This is a genomic window from Pseudomonas sp. 14A (assembly GCF_018132745.1).
Lineage (GTDB): Bacteria > Pseudomonadota > Gammaproteobacteria > Pseudomonadales > Pseudomonadaceae > Aquipseudomonas > Aquipseudomonas mercuritolerans.
On record NZ_JAGRQJ010000003.1, the window covers coordinates 953,314 to 967,234 of the forward strand.

General features: G+C 60.3%; 14 protein-coding genes. 3 read left to right on the forward strand and 11 right to left on the reverse strand.

Annotated elements, in window-relative coordinates:
• Positions 1–10 precede the first annotated feature (10 nt).
• On the forward strand, positions 11–415 hold the full coding sequence (locus PS14A_RS07005; protein WP_130911965.1) for a hypothetical protein: 405 nt from the start codon (positions 11–13) through the stop codon (positions 413–415).
• 45 nt (positions 416–460) lie between these two features.
• Here the strand turns inward: PS14A_RS07005 and PS14A_RS07010 are convergent, their stop codons facing one another.
• Both PS14A_RS07010 and PS14A_RS07015 read right to left on the reverse strand, forming a co-directional pair.
• Positions 461–1,036, reverse strand: coding sequence for a PIN domain-containing protein (locus PS14A_RS07010; protein ID WP_212615595.1), 576 nt, complete (start codon positions 1,034–1,036; stop codon positions 461–463).
• Positions 1,033–1,500, reverse strand: coding sequence for a helix-turn-helix domain-containing protein (locus tag PS14A_RS07015; RefSeq protein ID WP_212615633.1), 468 nt, complete (start codon positions 1,498–1,500; stop codon positions 1,033–1,035). The genes PS14A_RS07010 and PS14A_RS07015 overlap by 4 nt, the downstream gene beginning before the upstream one ends.
• A 183-nt stretch (positions 1,501–1,683) precedes the next feature.
• Here PS14A_RS07015 and PS14A_RS07020 point away from each other — a divergent pair, with 183 nt between their 5' ends.
• Positions 1,684–1,896 carry a type II toxin-antitoxin system HicA family toxin gene (locus tag PS14A_RS07020; RefSeq protein ID WP_212615596.1) on the forward strand — a complete coding sequence of 71 codons (213 nt, stop codon included), beginning with the start codon at positions 1,684–1,686 and terminating at the stop codon, positions 1,894–1,896.
• On the forward strand, positions 1,896–2,300 hold the full coding sequence (locus PS14A_RS07025; RefSeq protein ID WP_016771035.1) for a type II toxin-antitoxin system HicB family antitoxin: 405 nt from the start codon (positions 1,896–1,898) through the stop codon (positions 2,298–2,300). Before PS14A_RS07020 ends, PS14A_RS07025 begins: the two co-directional genes overlap by 1 nt.
• 181 nt (positions 2,301–2,481) lie before the next feature.
• Here PS14A_RS07025 and PS14A_RS07030 read toward each other — a convergent pair whose 3' ends face one another.
• The 9 genes from PS14A_RS07030 to gcl all read right to left on the reverse strand — a co-directional run bounded on the left by PS14A_RS07030 (position 2,482) and on the right by gcl (position 13,787).
• Entirely contained in the window at positions 2,482–3,669 is a 1,188-nt protein-coding gene (locus PS14A_RS07030; protein ID WP_212615597.1) for an MFS transporter, read from the reverse strand.
• A 443-nt stretch (positions 3,670–4,112) separates the two neighbouring features.
• Entirely contained in the window at positions 4,113–5,111 is a 999-nt protein-coding gene (locus PS14A_RS07035) for a sulfate ABC transporter substrate-binding protein (protein WP_039763623.1), read from the reverse strand.
• 103 nt (positions 5,112–5,214) lie between these two features.
• On the reverse strand, positions 5,215–6,039 hold the full coding sequence (locus PS14A_RS07040; protein WP_212615598.1) for an ion transporter: 825 nt from the start codon (positions 6,037–6,039) through the stop codon (positions 5,215–5,217).
• A 21-nt stretch (positions 6,040–6,060) separates the two neighbouring features.
• Positions 6,061–6,975 carry an urea transporter gene (locus PS14A_RS07045; RefSeq protein ID WP_212615599.1) on the reverse strand — a complete coding sequence of 305 codons (915 nt, stop codon included), beginning with the start codon at positions 6,973–6,975 and terminating at the stop codon, positions 6,061–6,063.
• 147 nt (positions 6,976–7,122) lie between these two features.
• Entirely contained in the window at positions 7,123–8,538 is a 1,416-nt protein-coding gene (pyk, locus tag PS14A_RS07050; protein ID WP_212615600.1) for a pyruvate kinase, read from the reverse strand.
• Complete coding sequence (locus tag PS14A_RS07055; protein ID WP_122698940.1) at positions 8,535–9,809, reverse strand: glycerate kinase; 1,275 nt, start codon at positions 9,807–9,809, stop codon at positions 8,535–8,537. Before PS14A_RS07055 ends, pyk begins: the two co-directional genes overlap by 4 nt.
• Positions 9,810–9,963: 154 nt before the next feature.
• Positions 9,964–10,857: a 2-hydroxy-3-oxopropionate reductase gene (locus tag PS14A_RS07060; protein ID WP_016771028.1), complete on the reverse strand. Its 894-nt coding sequence runs from the start codon at positions 10,855–10,857 to the stop codon at positions 9,964–9,966.
• 162 nt (positions 10,858–11,019) lie between these two features.
• Positions 11,020–11,802 (reverse strand): hydroxypyruvate isomerase, encoded by a 783-nt coding sequence (hyi, locus tag PS14A_RS07065; protein ID WP_095180741.1) that lies wholly within the window; start codon positions 11,800–11,802, stop codon positions 11,020–11,022.
• Positions 11,803–12,011: 209 nt separating this feature from the next.
• A complete protein-coding gene (gcl, locus tag PS14A_RS07070) occupies positions 12,012–13,787 on the reverse strand; it encodes a glyoxylate carboligase (protein WP_130912775.1) in 1,776 nt (591 codons plus the stop codon).
• Positions 13,788–13,921 lie beyond the last annotated feature (134 nt).

Here is a 13,921-nt window from a genome sequence, read left to right on the forward strand (position 1 = left end):
AAGTACCGCCATGCACACCATCGCCCGCATCACAGTCCTCACACTGGCCCTGGGCTTGAGTGCATGTGCGGTACAACGCCCGGAACCGACCACCAGCCTGCCACCGATCCCGCCTTCGCAACCGAGCCCGACCCCGTCGACCTCGCCGACTCCCGGCAAAACCATCCCGGCCAAACCCGCCAAGCCTGTGCCCCGCACCTCGGCCAGCTTCGCCCCGCCACCGGGCGGCAACAGCCACTGGGACCAGAAACTCGGCGTCTATGTCCTCGACGACCAGACCAACACCTTCTACCGCCAGCGCACCTACTACCGCTGGAACAACGGCTGGAGCCGCTCGGTCAGCCCCAACGGCCCGTGGGAAGACACCAACATCCACGGCGTCCCGCCGGGGTTGGGCAAGAAATTCGGGCAGTAAGAGAAACGGCGATCCTGGGATCGCCGTTTTTTTTGCGTCTGATTTTCAGAGAATCGCACGATAGTTGGCTAACACCTTTACCGACTCGACTAGTCCTTGCCGTTGGAGAAAGCCAAGATATTTGTCCACCTCCACATTGGGCGTTTTCAATTGCCGTCGCTGGCTTTGAGCCGCAGCGACGACGGCAGCCGAATCAAGATGGAAAAGGTTTTCCACAAACTCATCCGGGTGCTGAGCTTCAATGCCGTATGGCGCGAGGTGACGGGTGGGGAAATCTTTCAGGTTGAACGTCACTATTACATCGGCACCGCATCGGATTGCGGCCGCTAGAACATGGCGATCGTTCTCATCAGGCAGTGTCAGGCCTGACACCAAGTCTTCATAGCCATCGATACACGCGTCTGGAATGGCCAGGTCCATCAATTGCGATGTGCGATCGAGTTGTTCGAGGGTCAGGTCGGATCTGTTCTTCAATAAGTTACGCTTCCATTCGTGGTGTATTTCCTGAGTCCAGCGAGCCCGATACAGCCCTGACAACGCGAGCCACATCAGGAAAACTCTTAGAGGGGCCCCATATAAAACGCATGCATCGTATACAGCAGTGAAAGAGGAATGCCTCACTCGTATCCTGTCCTTAGCGCCTGTGCCTGCTCCGCGAGAAGCATCATTGCCTGCTCGCTGGCGGTGTCTCGCCGGGTTTTATATTCCATCAGATCGGCAAAACGCACACGTCGGTGCTTGCCTGTTTTGTGGTAGGAAATCTCACCGCGCTCCAGCAGTTTGATCATGTGCGGACGTGAGACGTTGAGCAGATCGGCAGCTTCCTGCGTGGTCAGCTCCGCGTGGATCGGTACCACCTTCACAGCGTTGCCCTGCGCCAGCGCCGCGAGGATATCGCTCAGCAAGCGCAACGCCGATGTTGGCAGCTCGACGCTGTGGGCTTCGTTCTGTTCATCAAAAATCTGGATTCGCTGAGTTTCAAAACCGCTTGCGAGAAATGTGGTCAGGGCGCGCTGGCCTGCAATCGCGGCTTTGACCTCACGTTCGACGGGCAGATTGATGGCGGATGGAGTAGCGGTGGTCATAAGACAGTTCCAGCATTGTAAGGAAGATCCGCGGACGTTATTCGAATCAAACGAAATTCGCAATAAACGAAACTGGTTCAGGAATACTTTGTAAAACAACCAACCATCACCCCGTCCCATTCTGTGCTTGAGTAAAGATAACTCTAGAGTTACTTTTAATGGGCCAGGCCAAGGAGGCGGTTGGTGCAGGGCAGGCCATTGATGAAGGAGCTGGAGGAGGCGGGCTGGACGCTGGATCGGGTTGCGGGTAGTCATCACATCTTCACTCATCGTTACAACCCGAACACGATTGCCGTCCCGCATCCGAAAAAGGATTTACCGCTGGGGACAGTCAAAAGCATTCGGCGGCGCGCGGGGTTATTCAGCCCGCCAACCCGTCATGAAGGAGATCCGTAATGCAATATCCCATCTGCATCGAGTGGGGTGACGAGAACACTGCCATCGGCATTCAGATCCCCGATATTCCCGGCGCAGTCACGGCCGGGGACAGCTTTGAGGAGGCCTACAACGCGGCCGTGGAAGTGGCTCACCTCATGCTGCAGGAGATCGCGGCGGCCGGTCAGGCGATTCCGATGCCGACCTCGGCAGCGGCGCATCGCAATCATCCGGATTTTGCCGAGATGGGCTGGGGCATGCTGGAGCTGGATATCTCGCCGTATCTGGGCAAGACCGAGAAGGTTAACGTTACGCTGCCCGGTTATGTGATTCAGCGCATCGATCGCTATGTGCGCGAGCACAACGTGAAAAGCCGCTCGTCGTTTCTGGCGGATGCGGCGATGGAGAAACTGGTTCGGTATTGAGGGCTGCGCAATTGTGGGAGCGAGCCTGCTCGCGAAAGCGGTGTGTCAGTCGGTGCAAACATGATCTGAACTGACGCCTTCGCGAGCAGGCTCGCTCCCACACTGGTTTTGTGTATTGCAGTGATTCGCAGGTCACCCAAAACCTGTGGGAGCGAGCTTGCTCGCGAAGCTTTTGACGCCCTCAAGCCGTGGCCAATGAAGCGCGTCGTGAAGTGCTCAAAAACCGCAACAACGCCAGCAACGGAAACACGCTGCCAACAATCACGATCCACAACCAGCCGCCATGCTCGTATACCGCGCTGGCCACCGAGGAGCCGAAGGCGCCGCCGATGAAGATGCTGGTCATGTACAGCGCGTTCAAACGGCCACGACTTTTCGCGTCCAGCGAGTACACCGCGCGTTGCCCCAGGACCATGTTCATCTGCACGCAGAAGTCGAGTACCACGCCGGTCACGGCCAGGCCGATGACGCTGTAGGCGGGGTGAATGAAGGCGGGGAGAAAGCTCAGGCTGGCGAAGAGCATGGCCAGCAGCGAAGCGATGCGTGTGTGACCGGCATCGGCGAGGCGGCCGCTGATTGGCGCGGCGATGGCACCGATGGCGCCCACCAGGGCGAAGATCGCGATTTCGCTTTGCGACAGGCCATGGTTGCGCGCCAGTTCCAGCGGCACGGCGGTCCAGAACAGGCTGAACGTGGCAAACATGCAGCCCTGATAAAACGCCCGCTGACGCAGCACCGGTTGCTGGCGCAACAGCGTCCACAGTGAGCCGATCAGTTGGCCGTATGTAGCGCTGTGATCCGGCTGGCGCTTGGGCACGGTCAGCGCCAGCACCATGCTGATCGCTGCCATCAACGCTGCGGCGATCATGAACATGGCGCGCCAGCCGAGGTGATCGGCGACCACGCTCGACACCGGTCGCGCCAACAGAATACCCAGCAGCAAACCGCCCATGATCCCGCCCACCACGCGACCACGGGACTCTTCCGGCGCCAGATGCGCGGCCAGCGGAATCAGGATCTGCACCGACACCGAGCTGAAGCCGACCAGCAGTGAGATCAGCAGGAACACGTTGGGCTGCTCGGTAAACGCTGCGCCAAGCAGACTGGCGATTGCCACCAGCGTGGTGATGATCATCAGCCGCCGGTTTTCCAGCAGATCTCCCAACGGCACCAGAAAGAACAGGCCCAACGCATAGCCGATCTGCGTCAGCGAGACGATGAAACTGGCCATGGTGTCGGAGAGGCCGATGTCCGGCGCGATCAGGCCGATGATCGGTTGTGCGTAGTAGATGTTGGCAACAATGGCGCCGCAGCAGAACGCGAACAGCAGGACCATGCCTCGGGTCATTGCGTGAGGAGTGGTGGTCATAGGGGATCTCGGGTCGGGCACAGGAAAGCGATGAGGCTAATGGACAGCGCGGGTTAGCAGAAGACGTTTTTGGATGATAACTGTTATTACGTTGTGTAATGACTGGTCTTGAAATCTGGGTCAAGGGGGCGGGTAGGGTCTTGTATTTCCTGGTACACCCATAAAAGCCCCTCACCCTAACCCTCTCCCAGAGGGAGAGGGAACCGATCGGGGGATGCTTGGGAGGTACGCCGACCTGATGATTATTCGCTGAATCCACAACGGTCGAATCCAAAAATTATCTCTCTCGATCCATAATCGGCTCGGTCCTGCAGGTCGATGTCTGACTTAAGTCACCTCGATCGGCCCCCTCTCCCAATGGGAGAGGGCTGGGGTGAGGGGCTTCTGGCTCAACAAAAAAGGCGACCCCAGCGGGTCGCCTTTTGATTTTTTCAGATCAAGACTTACTGCCCGCTATAAATCTGATCGAACACGCCACCATCATTGAAGTGGGTTTTCTGCACCGTGCGCCAGTCCCCAAAGGTCTTCTCCACCGAAAGGAAGTCGACTTTCGGGAAGCGGTCGGTGTACTTCGCCAGCACCGTCGGGTCACGCGGGCGCAGGTAGTTGGCCGCCGCAATTTCCTGGCCTTCAGGCGACCACAGGTACTTCAGATACTCATCAGCCGCAGCGCGCGAGCCTTTCTTGTCGACGACTTTATCGACCACCGAAACCGGTGGCTCGGCTTCTGCGGAGACGCTTGGGTAGATAACTTCGAACTGATCGCGACCGAACTCGCGGGCGATCATTTCCGCTTCGTTTTCGAAGGTCACCAGTACATCGCCGATCTGGTTGGTCATGAACGTGGTGGTAGCGGCGCGGCCGCCGGTATCGAGCACTGGCGCCTGCTTGAACAGTTTGCCGACGAAGTCCTTGGCCTTGTTCTCGTCACCGCCATTCTTCAGCACATAACCCCAGGCCGACAGGTAGGTGTAGCGACCATTACCCGAAGTTTTCGGGTTGGGCACAATCACCTGCACGCCGTCCTTGAGCAGGTCCGGCCAGTCTTTCAGCGCTTTCGGGTTGCCCTTGCGGACGATGAATACCGTGGCCGAGGTGAACGGTGCGCTGTTGTTCGGCAGGCGCGTGACCCAATTGTCCGGGACCAGTTTGCCGTTGTCGGCGAGGGCGTTGATGTCGGTGGCCATGTTCATGGTGATGACGTCAGCCGGCAGGCCGTCGATCACCGAACGCGCCTGCTTGCTCGAGCCGCCGAAGGACATCTGCACGGTGATGTTCTCCTTGTGCTCGGCTTGCCAGTGCTTCTGGAACGCAGTGTTGTAGTCCTTGTAGAAATCGCGCATCACGTCGTAGGAAACGTTGAGCAGCGTCGGTGCTGCCTGGGCGATGTTGGCCAAGGCCAGGCCGGCGGCGAGAAGTGAGGCGCCAAAGAGTTTTTTCACTGCGCATTCCTTGTTCTATGGGGTGTCGTGTCAAAAATGAGGCGATTTGCCAGCGACTATAGCGGGCCTCGCATAGTCGCTTAAAGATTAAAAAGCTCTGTGCTTATTCCACTTTCTTGAACAGCTGACTACCGCAGCGCGAACAGAACGCCGCGCTCTGCTCGTGGGTCTTTTTCTGACAGCCCGGGCAGTCAGTTTGCAGCTGCTCGCCGCGCATCGCATTGGCCAGTTCTGCAGTAAAAATCCCTGTGGGCACGGCGATGATCGAGTAACCGGTGATCATCACCAGCGAGGAAATCACCTGGCCCAGCGGCGTCTTCGGCACGATGTCGCCGAAGCCCACAGTGGTCAAGGTTACGATCGCCCAATAGATGCCCTTGGGAATACTGGTGAAGCCATGCTCCGGGCCTTCGATCACGTACATCAGCGTGCCGAACACCGTCACCAGCGTGCACACGCTGACCAGAAACACGACGATTTTCTGCTTGCTGCCACGCAGCGCCGACATCAGATAGTTGGCTTGCTTGAGATACGGGCTGAGCTTGAGCACGCGGAAAATCCGCAGCATCCGAATGATGCGTATGATCAGTAGATACTGCGCATCGCTGTAATACAGCGCGAGGATGCCCGGCACGATCGCCAGCAGGTCCACCAGGCCATAAAAGCTGAAGGCATAGCGCAGTGGCTTGGGCGAGCAGTACAGACGCAGGATGTACTCGCCGAGGAAGATCGCGGTGAAGCCCCACTCTATATAGGCCAGGACGTCGGCGTAATTACGGTGGATGCTGTCGATACTGTCGAGCATCACGATCACCAGGCTGGCGAGGATGATCACCAGCAGGATGCCGTCGAAGCGACGCCCGGCCGGGGTGTCGCTCTGGAAAATCATGACGTAGAGCCGTTCGCGCCAATTGTTGCTGCTGTCCATGGATAACGCCTGAATCGAAGATCAGCGCAGCCTAGGGTGATTCTCCTCGTGAGCGCAAGACTCATGCGCAAGCGACGCTTTGCCAAGCATTTGAATACCGGCACGAATCAACCAGCAGGCGAGGATGAACGGCGCGGTTAGCGTCGCCAATCCAAGGGCGGCAAACAGCGGCGTCACCAGCAGCGCCAGGACAATGGCGAGCAGCGGCAGCCACGGATTTTGTCGCTGAGCGCTGAAGGCGAGGGCGGCGAGTACAGCGTTGTAGCCACCGAGCCCGAGCAGTGCGGCGGACGTTTCGTGGTGCAGCAGGCTGGAACCGAGGCCGATCGCCGATGCCAGCAGCGCCCAGCAGAACGCACGGCGATCGGCGAGCAGCAAACCGCTGGCAATCAACGCCCCGGCCAAAGGATGGTCGAGGAACATCACCTGGCCGAATCCGCGCAGTTCAGCGGCCAGCAGATTTGTCGTGTTCAGGTCGACCGATGCCACCGGCGCGGACGGCTCGGCGAACATCAGCAGCACCCAGCTGAGCGCCACGAACGGCGAGGTATACGCCGGTATGGCGCGACTGCGGTACACATGTTTGAGCCATTGCTGAGTGAGCATCGCGCTCAAGCCGCCTGCTGCAAGAATCAACGGCGGCAGCAGTGGCGACCAAGGGAAATACAGGCTCAGCAGCAGGCCGAGCAGCACGCCGTTGTAGCTGAACAACCCGGCCTGGCGATCGGCCTTGGCGTAGTTGCGCCGCTGCGCGGTGAGCAGACCGGCAACGCCACCGAGCAGCGCCCCGGCGAACAGTACCGGCGCGGTCAGCAGAATCGCCAACAGGCACAGCAGCCCGCACAGCGGATGGCGCTGGAAGAAAATCTGACTGAAACCGTTGAGCAAAGCCTCGGCCCAGTCGGGGCAGTGGGTGTTGAAGTGATTGGCAGGCATGGCAGTTCTGAAGGTCAGGGAAAACCGAGGCGCCTGCTTCGCGAGCAGGCTCGCTCCCACATTGAATCTTTGTTCAGTCATTGAGTTTGTGGTGCACACAAATCAACTGTGGGAGCGAGCCTGCTCGCGAAGAGGCCGGTACAGGCGCTAAATCAACGTCTCAATGCGCAGCGAATTGGTCGACCCCGGCTGCCCGAACGGCACGCCGGCGGTAATCAGCAGCGTGTCGCCACGCTCGGCCATGCCTTGCGCCTGGGCGATTTCCAACGCGGTCGAGCAGACTTCGTCGACCTGACGCAGGCGATCGTTGACCACCGAATGAATGCCCCACGCCACGCTCAAGCGCCGCGCGGTTTGCAGGTTCGGCGTCAGATTGAGGATCGGTGCTTTCGGCCGTTCCCGGGATGCGCGCAGCGTCGAGGCGCCGGACTCGCTGTAATTGACCAGCACCGCCACCGGCAGCACGTTGCTGATCCGGCGGATCGCACAGCTGATCGCATCGGAAACCGTCGCCTCGGCTTTCGGACGGCTGACGTCGAGCTGGGTCTGATAATCCGGGCCGTTCTCAACCTGACGGATGATCTTGCTCATCATCTGCACGGCTTCCAGCGGGTACTCGCCGGACGCGGTTTCCGCCGAGAGCATCACCGCGTCGGCGCCTTCGGCCACGGCGTTGGCGACGTCGGTGACTTCGGCGCGGGTCGGCGCCGGGGAGAAGCGCATCGACTCGAGCATCTGCGTCGCCACCACCACCGGTTTGCCCAGCGCGCGGCAGGTGGTGATGATGTTTTTTTGAATCTGCGGCACGCTTTCCGCTGGCACTTCAACACCAAGGTCACCGCGAGCCACCATGATGGCGTCGCTCAACTCAGCAATCTCACGCAGTTGCTCGACCGCCGAAGGCTTCTCGATTTTCGCCATCAAAAACGCCTTGTCGCCGATCAATGCGCGGGCTTCGACAATGTCCTGCGGGCGCTGCACGAATGACAACGCAACCCAGTCGACGCCCAGCTCCAGACCGAAACTCAGATCGCGGCGATCCTTGGCGGTCAGCGGGCTCAGGTCGAGCACCGCTTGCGGCACGTTCACGCCCTTGCGGTCGGACAGTTCGCCGCCGTTGAGCACGCTGGTGTCGATCGCATCGGCGTACTTGGTGACCACACGCAGGCGCAGTTTGCCGTCGTCGAGCAGCAGATCCATGCCGGCTTCCAGCGCGTCAATGATTTCCGGATGCGGCAGGTTGACCCGGCGCTCATCGCCCGCTGTCGTATCGAGATCGAGGCGGAACGCCTGACCGCGATGCAACTGCACCTTGCCGTCAGCGAACTTGCCGACGCGCAGTTTCGGCCCCTGCAGATCCATGAGAATGCCCAGCGGGTAGTTGAGCTGACGCTCGACTTCGCGGATCCATTGATAGCGCTTGGCGTGGTCGGCGTGATCGCCGTGGCTGAAGTTCAGGCGGAAGATGTTGACCCCGGCCTCGACCAGCTCGCGGATGTCATCGATACCGTCGACCCCAGGGCCGAGGGTGGCGAGGATTTTGACCTTTTTATCAGGCGTCATGATTTGCAGTTCTCAAGGATCAGAATGGCGCGGAAGTCGTTGACGTTGGTGCGGGTCGGCTCGGTAACGATCAGCGCATCGAGCGCCTGGAAGTAGCCGTAGCCGTTGTTGTTATCCAGCTCGTCGCTGGCGCTCAGACCCAGTGCGGCGGCGCGGGCGTAGCTGTCCGGGGTCATGATCGCGCCGGCGTTGTCTTCCGAGCCGTCGATGCCATCGGTGTCGCCGGCCAGCGCGTAGACGCCGGGCTGGCCCTTGAGGCTGTCGGTCAGGCTGAGGAGGAATTCGGCATTGCGTCCGCCACGGCCATTGCCGCGCACGGTCACCGTGGTTTCACCGCCGGAGAGAATCACGCACGGCGCTGCCAAGGGCTGGCCGTGGTTGATGATCTGTCGGGCGATGCCGGCGTGGACTTTCGCCACTTCACGGGATTCGCCTTCGAGGTCGCCGAGAATCAAGGTGCTGAAACCGGCCTGACGGCATTTCACCGCCGCCGCGTCCAGCGATTGCTGCGGGCGGGCGATCAACTGGAAATGACTGCGCGCCAGACTCGGATCGCCGGGTTTGACGGTTTCCGATTCCGGACTTTGCAGCCAGGTGCGCACGGAGGCGGGAATGTCGATGCCGTAGCGCTTGATGATCGCCAGTGCTTCGGCCGAAGTGCTCGGGTCGGCCACGGTCGGGCCGGAGGCAATGACGGTGGCGAGGTCGCCCGGCACATCGGAAATCGCGTAGGTATAAACCGTCGCCGGCCAGCAGGCCTTGCCCAAACGTCCACCCTTGATCGCCGAGAGGTGCTTGCGCACGCAGTTCATCTCGCCGATGGTCGCGCCGGATTTGAGCAGGGCTTTGTTGATCGCCTGCTTATCGGCAAGGGTGATGCCTTCGGCTGGCAGGGCGAGCAGGGCAGAGCCGCCGCCGGAGAGCAGGAAGATCACGCGGTCGTCTTCAGTCAGGTTGCTGACCAGCTCCAGCACACGTTTGGCCACGGCCAGACCCGCCGCATCCGGCACCGGGTGTGCGGCTTCGACCACTTCGATTTTTTCGCACGGAGCGCCGTGGCCGTAGCGGGTCACCACGAGGCCGGTGACTTCACCCTCCCAGCAGCGCTCGACCACTTGCGCCATGGCAGCAGCGGCTTTGCCGGCGCCGATGACGATCACCCGACCCGTGCGATCGGCAGGCAAATGGGCTTCGAGGACTTGGTTCGGATGGGCCGCGTCGATGGCTGTGGCAAACAGCTCGCGCAGCAGTTGTTGCGGATCGACCGACATGGCGGGCTCCCGGAATTCTTGTTATTCGAAAGGGCAACTCGGAACCCTTGTGGGAGCGAGCCTGCTCGCGAACGCGGTATGTCAGCCAACATGGATGTTGAATGTGAAGCCGCTTTCGCGAGCAGGCTCGCTCCCACAGGGTTTTGTGCAGGCTTTATTTATTGTCGCGAATCGAGAAATTGGCCATGTGCTCAAGGCCCTTGATCAGCGCCGAGTGGTCCCAGTTGCTGCCGCCGATGGCCGCGCAGGTGCTGAATACCTGCTGGGCATTGGCGGTGTTCGGCAGGTTGATGTTCAGCTCCTTGGCGCCTTGCAGGGCCAGGTTCAGGTCCTTCTGGTGCAGGCTGATGCGGAAGCCCGGGTCGAAGGTGCCTTTGATCATGCGCTCGCCGTGCACTTCGAGAATCTTCGAAGAAGCGAAACCGCCCATCAGCGCTTCACGCACCTTGGCCGGGTCGGCACCGTTTTTCGAAGCGAACAGCAGGGCTTCAGCGACAGCCTGAATGTTCAGCGCGACGATGATCTGGTTCGCCACTTTGGCGGTCTGGCCGTCGCCATTGCCGCCGACCAGGGTGATGTTCTTGCCCATGGCCTGGAACAGCGGCAGGGCGCGTTCGAAGGCATCGGCGTCGCCACCGACCATGATGCTCAGGGTCGCGGCCTTGGCACCGACTTCACCGCCGGACACTGGCGCGTCGAGGTACTGCGCGCCTTTCTCGTTGATCTTCGCCGCGAAGGCTTTGGTCGCGGTCGGCGAAATCGAGCTCATGTCGATGACCACTTTGCCTTTACCGATACCGGCGGCAACACCGTCGGCGCGGAACAGCACGTCGTCGACTTGCGGGGTATCCGGAACCATGACGATGATGAATTCGGCTTCCTGCGCTACTTCACGCGGGTTGGCCAAGGCGACGGCGCCAGCGGCGACCAGATCGGCCGGGGCCGCGTCGTGGTGTTGCGACAGGAACAGGCTGTGACCGGCTTTCTGCAGGTTCGCCGCCATTGGGTGGCCCATGATGCCGGTGCCGATGAATCCGATTTTAGCCATGAGAAAATCCTCTTGTTTTTGTCGTGCTCAAGCAAATAGGGGAGGTGCTTTTCATGTGGGAGCGAGCCTGCTCGCGAATGCGGTGGAACATTCAATATCCGTGTTGACTGAACCACCGCATTCGCGAGCAGGCTCGCTCCCACAGGGGATTTGCTGTGTTTCTTAGATTGCGTTGTGCGATTTCAACCAGCCCAGGCCCGCTTCGGTGGTGGTCAGCGGTTTGTATTCGCAGCCGACCCAACCCTGATAACCGATGCGATCAAGGTGTTCGAACAGGAAGCGGTAGTTGATCTCACCGGTGCCCGGCTCGTTACGCCCCGGGTTGTCCGCGAGTTGCACGTGGTTGATCTCGCCCAGGTGCGATTGCAGGGTGCGGGCCAGATCGCCTTCCATGATTTGCATGTGATAGATGTCGTATTGCAGGAACAGATTGGCGCTGCCGACCTGTTCGCGAATCGACAGGGCTTGCGCCGTGTTGTTCAGGTAGAAACCGGGAATGTCGCGGGTGTTGATCGCTTCCATCACCAGTTTGATGCCCGCCGCTTGCAGCTTGTCGGCGGCGTATTTGAGGTTGGCAACGAAGGTCTTTTCCACGGTGGCATCGTCAACGCCTTGCGGGCGGATGCCGGCCAGGCAGTTGACCTGGGTGTTGCCCAACACTTGTGCGTAAGCGATCGCCAGATCGACCCCGGCGCGGAACTCTTCGACCCGATCCGGCAGGCAGGCAATACCGCGCTCGCCCTTGGCCCAGTCACCGGCCGGCAGGTTGAACAGCACTTGGGTCAGCCCGTTGGCCTCGAGTTTTGCCTTGATTTCAGCCGAGCTGAAGTCGTACGGGAACAGGTATTCCACGCCACTGAAACCGGCCTTGGCGGCGGCGTCGAAACGGGCAAGGAAATCCTGTTCGGTGAACAGCATGGACAGGTTGGCTGCGAAACGCGGCATGGTGGTCTCCCGTAAATCTTGTGAGGTCCCACGTGGGAGCGAGCTGTGGCGAGGGGATTTATCCCCGTTCGGCTGCGAAGCAGTCGTAAACCATTGTATGCGGTGTACCTGATACGTCGCGGTTTCAGGTTTTGAGGCCGCTTCGCGCCCTAACGGGGATAAATCCCCTCACCACACAGGCTCGCTCCCACAGGGAGAGCAGTCAGCAGTTAATCAAGCAACGAAATCGCCGTCGGCGCGTCATTGCCGACCAGTGCCAGGTCTTCGAACTCGTTGACCGCGTTGATCTCGGTACCCATGGAGATGTTGGTCACACGCTCCAGAATGATCTCGACGATCACCGGCACCTTGAACTCTTCGATCATCTGTTCGGCCCTGCGCAGGGCAGGGGCGATTTCCGACGGTTCGAACACACGCAGCGCCTTGCAGCCGAGGCCTTCGGCGACTGCGATGTGGTCAACCCCGTAACCGTTGAGTTCCGGCGCATTCAGGTTATCGAAGGACAGCTGCACGCAGTAGTCCATTTCGAACCCGCGCTGCGCCTGACGGATCAGGCCCAGGTACGAGTTGTTCACCACGACGTGGATGTACGGCAGTTTGAACTGAGCGCCGACCGCCAGTTCTTCGATCATGAACTGGAAATCATAGTCCCCCGACAGGGCCACGACTTTGCGGTTCGGATCGGCCTTCACCACGCCCAGCGCCGCCGGAATCGTCCAGCCCAACGGGCCGGCCTGGCCGCAGTTGATCCAGTGACGCGGCTTGTAGACGTGCAGGAACTGCGCGCCGGCAATCTGCGACAGACCGATGGTGCTGACGTAGCAGGTGTCCTTGCCGAACACCTGGTTCATTTCTTCGTAAACGCGCTGCGGCTTGACCGGCACGTTGTCGAAGTGGGTCTTGCGATGCAGGCTGGCCTTGCGCTGCTGGCAATCCTGCAACCAGGCGCTGCGGTTCTTCAGCTTGCCGGCGGCTTGCCATTCACGGGCGACTTCGATGAACACGGTCAGCGCTGCGGCGGCGTCGGAAACGATGCCCAGATCCGGGGTGAACACACGGCCGATCTGCGTGCCTTCGATGTCGACGTGAATGAACTTGCGGCCTTCGGTGTAGACATCCACCGAACCGGTGTGACGGTTGGCCCAACGGTTACCGATGCCCAGCACCACGTCGGATTTGAGCATCGTCGCGTTGCCGTAACGGTGCGAAGTCTGCAGACCGACCATGCCGACCATCAGCGGGTGATCGTCAGGGATGGTGCCCCAGCCCATCAGGGTCGGGATGACTGGAATACCGGTCAGCTCGGCGAACTCCACCAGCAGGTCGCTGGCGTCCGCGTTGATGATGCCGCCGCCGGCCACCAGCAGTGGGCGCTCAGCCTGATCCAGCAAAGCCAAAGCTTTTTCAACCTGAACGCGGGTCGCAGTCGGCTTGGCCAATGGCAGCGGCTGGTAAGCGTCGATGTCGAATTCGATCTCGGCCATCTGCACGTCGAACGGCAGATCGATCAGCACCGGACCTGGACGCCCGGAGCGCATTTCGTAGAAAGCTTTCTGGAACGCATAAGGCACCTGGCCCGGCTCCAGAACGGTGGTCGCCCACTTGGTCACTGGCTTGACGATGCTGGTGATGTCGACTGCCTGGAAGTCTTCTTTATGCATACGGGCGCGGGGTGCTTGCCCGGTGATGCAGAGGATTGGAATCGAGTCGGCCGAGGCGCTGTAGAGCCCGGTGACCATGTCGGTGCCGGCCGGGCCGGACGTGCCGATGCACACGCCGATGTTGCCGGCCTTGGTGCGGGTGTAGCCCTCGGCCATGTGCGAGGCGCCTTCAACGTGGCGAGCAAGGACGTGATCGATGCCACCGACCTTCTGCAAGGCGGAGTACAGCGGGTTGATCGCTGCGCCCGGGATGCCAAAAGCGGTATCAACCCCTTCACGGCGCATCACCAGAACGGCGGCTTCGATTGCTCTCATTTTGCTCATGGTTTTGTGCCTCTTTACGTTTTGTAATTGTATACAAGTGGCTTTGCGCAGAGTGTATTCACGGCGGACGGCGCAGGTCAATCCATTTTCTCAAGCGCCTGTTTCATTCGTCGGAAGCCCGCTGTGCTGTGGCT

What these genes read in the sequence shown, in the direction of transcription:
- hyi (WP_095180741.1), bottom strand. Translation starts at nt 11,802, where the DNA reads ATGCCGCGTTTCGCAGCCAACCTGTCCATGCTGTTCACCGAACAGGAT.
- gcl (WP_130912775.1), bottom strand. Translation starts at nt 13,787, where the DNA reads ATGAGCAAAATGAGAGCAATCGAAGCCGCCGTTCTGGTGATGCGCCGT.
- PS14A_RS07055 (WP_122698940.1), bottom strand. Translation starts at nt 9,809, where the DNA reads ATGTCGGTCGATCCGCAACAACTGCTGCGCGAGCTGTTTGCCACAGCC.
- PS14A_RS07045 (WP_212615599.1), bottom strand. Translation starts at nt 6,975, where the DNA reads ATGCCTGCCAATCACTTCAACACCCACTGCCCCGACTGGGCCGAGGCT.
- PS14A_RS07015 (WP_212615633.1), bottom strand. Translation starts at nt 1,500, where the DNA reads ATGACCACCGCTACTCCATCCGCCATCAATCTGCCCGTCGAACGTGAG.
- PS14A_RS07005 (WP_130911965.1), top strand. Translation starts at nt 11, where the DNA reads ATGCACACCATCGCCCGCATCACAGTCCTCACACTGGCCCTGGGCTTG.
- PS14A_RS07030 (WP_212615597.1), bottom strand. Translation starts at nt 3,669, where the DNA reads ATGACCACCACTCCTCACGCAATGACCCGAGGCATGGTCCTGCTGTTC.
- PS14A_RS07040 (WP_212615598.1), bottom strand. Translation starts at nt 6,039, where the DNA reads ATGGACAGCAGCAACAATTGGCGCGAACGGCTCTACGTCATGATTTTC.
- pyk (WP_212615600.1), bottom strand. Translation starts at nt 8,538, where the DNA reads ATGACGCCTGATAAAAAGGTCAAAATCCTCGCCACCCTCGGCCCTGGG.
- PS14A_RS07025 (WP_016771035.1), top strand. Translation starts at nt 1,896, where the DNA reads ATGCAATATCCCATCTGCATCGAGTGGGGTGACGAGAACACTGCCATC.
- PS14A_RS07060 (WP_016771028.1), bottom strand. Translation starts at nt 10,857, where the DNA reads ATGGCTAAAATCGGATTCATCGGCACCGGCATCATGGGCCACCCAATG.